The sequence below is a fragment of the Kitasatospora sp. NPDC056181 genome, from assembly GCF_042266225.1.
Taxonomy (GTDB): domain Bacteria; phylum Actinomycetota; class Actinomycetes; order Streptomycetales; family Streptomycetaceae; genus Kitasatospora.
Genome location: NZ_JBHJUK010000199.1, coordinates 1 through 8,702, shown reverse-complemented (window position 1 = coordinate 8,702; position 8,702 = coordinate 1). Strand labels below are relative to the sequence as shown.

Sequence of the window (8,702 nt, the reverse complement as noted above, 5' to 3'; positions counted from 1 at the left end):
TCGGCGCTGGCCGTCACCATCTCGTGGCAGATCTCGCTGCACAACGCGGTGGCCGGGGGCACGGCGATGATCCTGGGGCTGGCCTTCGGCCCGGCCGTCCTGCCCGCGGCCGCGGCCCTGCCGGTGGCGGTGGGCTGGTCCCGGCTGGTCCTGAAGGCTCACACGCCGGCGCAGGTGCTCGCCGGAACGGCGCTCGGCGGTGTCTGCGCGCTGGTCTTCATGCTGTTGCGCTGAGCCGCGCACCCCTTCGGACGGCACCGGGAGCAAGGACTGCACTCCGGGTTCGACGCGACGCCGTGCGCCCGGTCGGGCGGCGATCGGCACGGTCGGGCGGCGGTTCGGGCCCCGGGCCGCTGACCGCAGGGATCCAACGGCGGGGTCCGACCACGGGAGTACGACGGCACTGGCCGGCTCTCGACGTTGCTGACGGCCGTGCTCGGCGCCGCCGCCCCCTGGCTCGGACTCGGACTCGGACGACTCAGGGCAGTCGGACCCCGTGCCCGCTCAGCCGGCGTGCAGGATCCGGAAGCGACCGGAGTCCGCCGGATCCCGGTCGACAACCTGGACTGACGACCAGGCCCACTGCCAGACGCCGATGCCCGGTGTGCGGGAGAACCGGATCTGCCCGCGGGTGCCCTCGACGGCAACGTGCGGCCAGGCCCCGGCGATGCGCGCCCGGTCCGTGCCGTGAGAACGCAGTACGTCGGCGAGGACGGCGACCGTGTCGTAACCCTCGAAGGCGACGAAGGAGGGTGCTTCGCCCAGCCGCTCGCGCAGGGCCGTCCCGACCCGTGCACCGAGTGGACCGAGCCGCTCGGGCAGGTAGCGCAGGAACGGGATCGCCGAGCCGTCGTCACCCAGCAGCGCCGCCCACTCGGCGAACTCCGGCTGCCCTGCCGGAGCGCCGATCACGACCTCGGCGAGGCGCCGGTCGCGGCGGACGGACCTGACCAGTGACACCGCCGGCTCCGGGAGGCCGGTCAGCAGGAGGAGGGCCGTCGCGCGATGGTCGACGAGTGCCTCGCACACGCCCGCGGGGTCGAGCGCGCCCGTGTCGAGTTCGATGAGGGTGCCGCCGCGCGGAGCGAGGTGGTCCCGCAGGATGCGGGTCCCGGATGCCCAGTAGACACTCTGCTGGGCTGCTACGGCGATCCGGCTGTGGCCCGCGCCGAGGAGGAAGTCGGCGTAGATCCGCCAGCCGTGGGTCTGCGCGGGGCAGAGGCGCGCGACCCATTCCGTCGGCCGCTCGGTGAGCGCGTCGAGGACCGCCGATGAGCAGAGGAACGGCAGGCCGAGGGCGTCGGCCCTGGCGGCGACGGCGCGAGCGACGACACTGTGGTACTCCCCCGCCAGGGCGGCCACGCCCAGGCCGGCCAGTTCGTCCACGGCCTGGGCGGCCCTCTGCGGATCGGCGGCGGTGTCCCGGACGACCAGCTCCAGCGGTCGTCCGACGATCCCACCGCTGTCATTGACGTCGCGAACGGCCAGCTCAAGGCCGGCCAGCAGGTGTTGCCCCGCTCCGACCCAGCCGGGCCGGGTCAACGGAGCGAGGGCGCCGATCCGGACGGACGGTCCTTCGGTCCGGCCCGCTCCGGGCGGCGGTGATGGCGTCTTCATGCCTTGGAGTCTCCTTGTCAGGACGAGGTGGCGGCTAGCCCGGACCGCGGAGCGGTGGTCCCCCGGGTACGCCCGCCCCCGGGCCGACCCGAACGCACGCCATCAGGCCCGATCACCGCTCGCACCCCCTCTCACGCCGCGTCGCCGCTCATGTCCGTACGCAACACGAGCGGGGCCGGATCCTCGGATCGGGGCCGGGCCATGCAGGCGATCTTCGCACCGGACCCGCCGTCCCGACAGGGCATTTGTTCGACTTGCATCTCCGACGGCTCCCCACCTCCAGCGTGAGCGCACGAGCGCGTCCGGCCGCCTGCGGGCCGGTGGGCCACCGGCCCGGTCCGAGCCCTGCGGGGCGGACCCCCGGAGCCCTGCGGGCGGGCCTTCCGGTGGCGAGCAGCGGGGCGCCTCTCCCGCTTTTTCATATGCCATTCCTATGAATAGACGGTGCATCACTCACGCGAGGGAACTTCCTTTAAAGATTTGCCCACGGAACATTAAAGGTTGCATAGTGATAAAGCCTCAGTTGGCCCTAGAGATGGCCAAGTTCAGGCAAAGTCGCACCCTTTGATGTGAGGAGAAGGCCTTGCTTCACGGAAACCCGGCGTCGGGCCACGGCCGGCGACTCCGCGAGGAGATCGCCGCCCCGGGCACGACCCCGCTGATCGGCGTCTACGACATGTACTCGGCCTCCATCGCGGCCGAGCACTACCACGGCATGTTCGTCTCCGGCTTCGGCTTCGCCGCGTCCTACTACGGCCTGCCCGACATCGGGTTCATCGCCTGGCCGGACATGGTGGCCTTCGTCGAGCGGCTGCGCGGCGCCTTTCCGCAGCACCACCTGCTGGTCGACATCGACGACGGCTACGTCGATCCCGAGGTGGCCTGCCACGTCGTGCGAAGGCTGGAGCGGATCGGCGCCTCCGGCGTCATCCTGGAGGACCAGAAGCGCCCGCGCCGCTGCGGCCACGCCGACGGCAAGCAGGTGCTGCCACTGGAGGAGTACCTGGAGAAGCTGGACCAGGTGCTCGCCAACCGCACCGACCTGGTGGTCGTGGCACGGACGGACGCCACCGAGGAGGACGACATCCTGCGCCGCGCCGAGGCGCTCGCGGCCACCGACGCGGACGTCGTCCTCGTGGACGGCGTGCGCAGCGAGGAGTGGATCCGGCGCATCCGCAAGGTCGTGGGCGACAAGCCGCTGCTCTTCAACCAGATCGCCGGCGGCAAGTCCCCGCGCCTGTCGCTTTCGGAACTGACCGGCCTCGGAGTGGACGTCGCCATCTACAGCACGCCCTGCCTGTTCGCGGCGCACCGGGCCATGGACGAGGCGCTGGCGGGGCTGAAGGTGGCCGACGGCCGGCTGCCGGCGCCGACCGGGGACAGCCGCCAGATCGGCGTCCGTGAGTCCACCGAGCTGCTGGAGCGGAACATCGCCCATCCGCGGGTGCGCGAGGCGGTGCGGGCGTGACGACCGACCCGCGTCGCCGGGACGGGCGCGGTGGGCGCAGCGAGCTGGGTGGGCGCGGCGCCGTGCCCGTGCGGGCGGCGGTCCGGCGGCGGCTGGCCGTCGCCGGGCTGGCCGGGGCATGGGCGGCGCTCGGCGGCGTCGCCCCGCCGGCGGCGGCGGAGGGCGGCCTGATCACCGTGATCGACAACTCGCACGCGGACTCACTGATCCGGGCCGACTCACTGATCCAGGCGGACTCCCTGGTCCAAGCGGACTCCTTGCTGGAGGTTGACCGGACCGCCAATCTCCAGACCGGAAAGGGCACGGCGGGCAGCGACCACGACGGCACCGGCGCACTGGTGGGCGATCTCCTGCTGGCCGCGCCGCCCGCCCCGGCGACAGGGGGCGGCGGATGAGCGATGGACTTCAGCACCGGACTCCTCCTCCACCTCCACCGCCCCAGTCGCCACCCCAGTCGCCATCCCAGTCGCCGCCGCAGTCGCCGCCGACGACAGGGACGGAGGACGCAGCGCAGTCCTCGGGGGCCAGGAGGCAGGCGCGAGTGCAGGCGCGGGTGCGCGTGTGGGCGCAGGCGTGGCCGGGAGCCTGGCCGCGCTGGCTCGACCCGTACATGGCCGCGCTCGCCGGCACCGTCCTGTTCGCCGCACTGCTGCCGGCCACCGGCCGGGCCGCCCGGGTGGCGGAGCAGGCCTGCGACCTCGCGGTCGCGCTGCTCTTCTTCCTCTACGGTGCCCGGCTGTCCTCCCGCGAGACGCTGGCCGGGCTCCGCCACCTCCGCCTGCACGGGCTGGTGCTCGTCTGCACCTTCGTCCTCTTCCCCCTGCTCGGGCTGGCCACCGCCGTGCTGACGCCCGCTCCACTCACCGGGCAGTTGCAGACCGGGGTGCTGTTCCTCTGCCTGGTCCCGTCAACGGTGCAGTCCTCGGTGGCGCTGACCGGCGCCGCCCGGGGCAACGTGCCGGCCGCGATCTGCGCGGGCACCTACTCCAGCCTGGCCGGTCTCGTCCTGACGCCGCTGCTGGCCGCCTGGCTGCTGGGTGCACACGCCGCCCTCTCCCCGGACGGCCTGGCCCGGATCGGCCTGCAGCTCCTGGCGCCCTTCCTCGCCGGGCAGTTGCTACGGCCGCGCGTCGGCGCGCTGCTGGACCAGCACAAACGGCTGCTCACCCCGGTGGACCGGGGCTCGATCCTGCTCGTCGTCTACACCGCCTTCAGCGCGGCGGTCGCGCAGGGCATCTGGAGCAGGACGACGCCCGCCGCACTGCTCGGTCTGCTGGGCGTGCTGCTCGCCCTGCTCGCCGCCGCCCTCGCGTTCGCCAGGCTCGGCGCCCGGGTCCTCGGCCTCGACCGGCAATCCGGGATCGCCGCCGTCCTATGCGGCTCACAGAAGAGCCTGGCGAACGGACTGCCGATGGCCACCGTGCTGTTCGGCCCCGAGGCCGGACTGCTGGTGCTGCCACTGATGGCGTACCACCAACTCCAGTTGGTCGCCGGGACGTTCCTGGCCGGCCGCTGGTCCCGTGCCCCGGACACCTCCCACTCCACGATGCCCCCGTGCCGCTGCACCATCCACCTCCCCGCGCGGCCCCGGGGCCGCGGCCGGCCACTGCACGACGCGGTGGCCGGCCCGTCCCGGAAGGAGCAGACACGCCGGTCCTGCGGCGAGGACGTTGGTCCAGTGGCCTGAAACCCGGCCCCCCGGGGCCCGCGTACCCCCAGTCGCTCGCGACCGAAAATAGATTGGATGCGACCGATTTGGCTCGTTAGGTGCTCATATGAGCGCCAGAGGAGTGATCATGACGGTAGATTCGACCGCGCCGACGGCCGCAGTGGCCATGACCCTGGCCGCACTCGCGGCGACCGGGGCGACCCCGCGCCCGTCCGGTGAGAGCGTGACGACGCAGAAGCTGCGCATCGCCACCGGCATCAAGCAGCAACTGTCCGACCCCGCCCTGGCGACCAAGGGCACGTGGCAGCTGGCCTGGCTCGCGCTGAGCCCGGACAACGCGAACATGGCGTACGTCGCCAAGGACACCTCCGGCTCGAACGCGTTCGCCGTGGTCGTGCGCGGGACGGTCGCCAACGCGATCGACACCCTGGAGGACCTCGACGTCGGCACGGTGGTCCCGTTCACCGTGGGCGGAGCATCGCCGGTCTCCGTCTCGAAGGGCGCCATGACGGCGTTCACCCAGGTCGCCGGCATGACCGACGGGTCCCCGGGGGCGGGTGCCAACCTCCAGCGGGCGCTCACCCTGCTCCTGACGGACGCACCCCCGCGGGCGACGGTCACCGTGATCGGCCACAGCCTGGGCGGCTGCATCGCCTCCGTGCTCGCGCTGTACCTCCAGGCCCAGAACTGGGGCGGCCTCGCGCCGCAGTTCGGGGTGATCACCTTCGCCGCCCCCACCGCCGGGTTGAAGGACTTCGCCGACCGCTTCAACTCCGTGCAGTGGACCGTGAACCAGGGGTACGTCAACAACTACGACATCGTGCCCCGGGCCTGGGCCGACCTGAACACGGCCAAGAAGTGGTACCCCGCCACCCACGGGCCGGTCGCGCCCGCCGACGTCAAGGACGTCCTCATCCCGGAGATCGAGGCCCTCACCGGACCCAACGTCTACGTCCAGCCGAACAACGTCATGCCGCCCCTGAACCCCAACTACGACACCTTCGACCCCGCCGTGGTCAAGAGCTCGACCGAGGACTTCCTGGCCCAGGTCGCCTACCAGCACGCCAACTCCACCTACCTGGGCCTGCTGCAGGCGCCGCCGGTGCCCACCGGACCGGTGGTGCAGGCCATCAGTCCCAACGTCGGGACCGCGGGCACCCAGATCACCATCACCGGGACTGGCTTCGGGCCGGACAGCGTCGTCGACCTCGGCCCGGTCCCGTGCATGAGCAAGGTCGTCAGCAACACCCAGATCATCGCCACCGCCCCCGAGGGGGTCGGCGTCGTCGACGTCAGGGTCACCGGGAGCCTGGGCACGTCCCCGTCCGTCCCGACCGGGCAGTTCGCCTACGGCGGGCCGCAGCCCGTCCTGGTCACCGGCATCTCCCCGAACAACGGAAAAACCGGGCAGACGGTCACCATCACGGGCACGGGCTTCGCCGCCAATCCCACCGTGTACTTCGGGAAGAACCCCGCGACCTCCGCGTTCGTCTCGCCGACCCAGATCACCGCCACGGCGCCCTCGTCGGGCGCCCCCTTCAGCAAGACGGTCGACGTCAGGGTACTGGTGAACGGCTACCTGTCCCCCGCCGTCCCCGTCGACGAGTTCACCTACCCCGGCTGACACCGGGGTCGTCCGGCCGCGCCCCGCACAGCACCTGTGTCACCGGCACCGGGTGCGACCTCAAGAAGGCCTGACCGGCCGTAGGCGGCCCGACCCGGCCCCGGTGCAGCACCGGGCGGACGATCCGCACCAGGAGCCTGCGGGGCCCGGCCGTGCCCCACCCTCGACGGCAGGCAGGGCACGCGCGAAGACATCGCCCCAGGGGGCGCGGCACTCATGAGGCCGCGCCCCCGTCTGCTGTGACGGCGGGGGCCTGACGGCACGACGGCGCCGAAGCAGGCTCCCGCAGGTTCGAGGACGAAAGGCCGTCAGCTGTAGCATCCACCAGTCCTTCCTGTGTGATTCACCCGTATCTGCGGCTGCCTCCGGACTACTAGAGTCCGCCTCTGCGAGCCGCGTTGAGCGCCGGCTCGTACGGGTCCCGCCTCCCCACTCCCCAGGCTCCCCAGCCGTCGTCGGACCCGTGACGGCCGCACCCCGCCGCGGTCGGTCTTCTCCTGTACGGCTTTCGTCCGCGCTGCCTCCTCCCGTGTGCAGCGCTGCAGATCAGAGAGGGAGAGTCCGATGAGGACCAAGTTCCTGCCGCGCCTGGTGGCCGGAAAGGCGCTGGTGACAGCCGCCCTGCTGGCCCTGGCGGTGCCCGGGGTCGCGTACGCCAACACCGTGGGCGTGACCGTGAAGACCCCCGGCGCCACCGCCGGGCCCGCCACCACCTTTTCCGAGATCTCGACCCACGCGGACTGCAGCAGCGGTCTCGCCTCCGGCGGCGGCATCAACCAGGCCATCGGTACCGGTACGTCGTCCAACGGCAACCACGTGAACGGCACCGGGCCCAGCCCCGACGGCTCCACCGAGTACACCGGCTCCACCGGTGTCGTCGGCACCGACAACACGCACTGGCTCGGCATCGGCGGCAGCGGCGGCGCGGTGAACAGCTCGTTCTCGTCCACCCCGTACGCGGTCTGCTTCACCAGCAACCTGATCAACCACACCCAGACCGTCATGAACAAGGCCGCCGGGCCGACCAGTTCGTCGACGCCCCTCGCGGTCACGGCGACCTGCCCGGCCAACACCGTCCTGCTCGGTGGCGGCGCCCGGACCACCCCGGCCGACGTCGGCAGCCTCAAGCCGATCGCGAGCTTCCCCACCTTCAACAACTCCGCGCACGACTACGGTCTGAAGGCCGCGGCCGACGGCGACAGCAACCCCGACTCCTGGACCGCGGTCGGCTACAACGGCGGCGGTGGCGGCACCACCAACACCACGTACGCGTACGCGATCTGCAGCGGAAGCGGCATCAACGTCGGTGGCGTCACCGTGAAGGTCCACTACAGCGAGGTGAGCGGCCCGACCTCGGCGACCACGGGCCAGACCGTGACCGTGGGCTGCGGGAACGACGGCAAGCTGGTCAGCGGCGGCGCCGCCATCAGCGGCGGCAGCGTCACGACCACCGACTTCACCGGGCCGGGCTCGGGCGGCGACCACCTCAACGGCAGCTTCCCCAGCGACAACAGCGGCAACCCCGTCGGCGACGGGACCACGTCGGCCGCGTACTGGACCGCCTACACCCACACCGGCGGTGCCGGCTCCCCCAACACCTACTCGGACGTCTGGGCGCTCTGCGCCAACGACGGCGTCTGAGCCACCGGTCGGACCCGGTCCGCAGGCGGGCCCGTCCCGCCTGCGGATCCCCCTCCCGTCACCCCGGTCTCCCCGAGGACCGGAGAGAAAGCGTCGACTCCATGAGCAACAACGATCCGAAGCCCCGTCGGACGATATTCAGATCCAGGATGATCTCGGCGGCCGGCACCACGGGCCTCGTCGCCGCCGCGATCGTGCCCCTCACCGCGTCCGCGGCCACCGCGAGCACGGCCGCGCCCTGCGGCACCGGTGGCGTCTTCACCACGGCACCGCAGCCCACCTGCACCTACGACTCCGTCGGTTCGGACACCTTCACCGTCCCGGACGGCGTGACAGCGGTGACCGTCGACCTGTACGGCGCCGAGGGCGGCAGCGCGGCGGGCTTCATCACGCCGCACCCCGCGGTCGACGGAGCGCCCGGCGGCCTCGGCGGCGAGTCCCGCGCGACCCTGCCCGTGACCCCGGGCCAGACCCTCCGGCTCACCGTGGGCGCGGCCGGCATCCCCGGCTCCTCCCGGCACGGTGAGTTCGCCCGCCCCGGCGGCACCGGGCACGGCCGCGGCGGCGGCGGTGCCCACGGCGGCGGCGGCTCGGGCGGCGGCGGCTCGGACGTGCGGGTGGGCGCGTTCGGCGGCGACGACCGCGTCCTGGTCGCGGGTGGCGGCGGCGGCGCCGGCAACGGC

The 8,702-nt window shown here is 72.6% G+C and carries 8 protein-coding genes; 7 read left to right on the top strand and 1 reads right to left on the bottom strand.

What is annotated here, in order from left to right:
- Positions 1-234: phosphatase PAP2 family protein (locus ACFC1F_RS39600; RefSeq protein ID WP_376166109.1), on the top strand; the 234-nt coding region annotated here is incomplete at its 5' end.
- Positions 235-504: 270 nt separating this feature from the next.
- Here ACFC1F_RS39600 and ACFC1F_RS39595 read toward each other — a convergent pair.
- A complete protein-coding gene (locus tag ACFC1F_RS39595; protein WP_376166106.1) occupies positions 505-1,617 on the bottom strand; it encodes an ABC transporter substrate-binding protein in 1,113 nt (370 codons plus the stop codon).
- Positions 1,618-2,200: 583 nt separating this feature from the next.
- On the opposite strand from ACFC1F_RS39595, the gene ACFC1F_RS39590 reads away from it, so the two are divergent.
- From ACFC1F_RS39590 to ACFC1F_RS39565, 6 genes are all read left to right on the top strand, one after another.
- Entirely contained in the window at positions 2,201-3,085 is an 885-nt protein-coding gene (locus ACFC1F_RS39590) for an oxaloacetate decarboxylase (RefSeq protein ID WP_376166103.1), read from the top strand.
- A complete protein-coding gene (locus ACFC1F_RS39585) occupies positions 3,082-3,480 on the top strand; it encodes a hypothetical protein (protein WP_376166100.1) in 399 nt (132 codons plus the stop codon). The genes ACFC1F_RS39590 and ACFC1F_RS39585 overlap by 4 nt, the downstream gene beginning before the upstream one ends.
- Positions 3,481-3,626: 146 nt before the next feature.
- A complete protein-coding gene (locus ACFC1F_RS39580; RefSeq protein WP_376166097.1) occupies positions 3,627-4,772 on the top strand; it encodes a bile acid:sodium symporter family protein in 1,146 nt (381 codons plus the stop codon).
- Between the two features lie 109 nt (positions 4,773-4,881).
- Positions 4,882-6,378: an IPT/TIG domain-containing protein gene (locus tag ACFC1F_RS39575; RefSeq protein ID WP_376166094.1), complete on the top strand. Its 1,497-nt coding sequence runs from the start codon at positions 4,882-4,884 to the stop codon at positions 6,376-6,378.
- A 564-nt stretch (positions 6,379-6,942) separates the two neighbouring features.
- Positions 6,943-8,019, top strand: coding sequence for a hypothetical protein (locus tag ACFC1F_RS39570; RefSeq protein WP_376166091.1), 1,077 nt, complete (start codon positions 6,943-6,945; stop codon positions 8,017-8,019).
- Between the two features lie 101 nt (positions 8,020-8,120).
- Positions 8,121-8,702, top strand: a 582-nt coding sequence (locus ACFC1F_RS39565; protein WP_376166088.1) for a glycine-rich protein, incomplete at its 3' end; no start/stop codon positions are given.

Excerpts from the sequence above, each read along its gene's own strand:
- ACFC1F_RS39595 (WP_376166106.1), bottom strand. The coding sequence starts at position 1,617 with ATGAAGACGCCATCACCGCCGCCCGGAGCGGGCCGGACCGAAGGACCG.
- ACFC1F_RS39570 (WP_376166091.1), top strand. The coding sequence starts at position 6,943 with ATGAGGACCAAGTTCCTGCCGCGCCTGGTGGCCGGAAAGGCGCTGGTG.
- ACFC1F_RS39575 (WP_376166094.1), top strand. The coding sequence starts at position 4,882 with ATGACGGTAGATTCGACCGCGCCGACGGCCGCAGTGGCCATGACCCTG.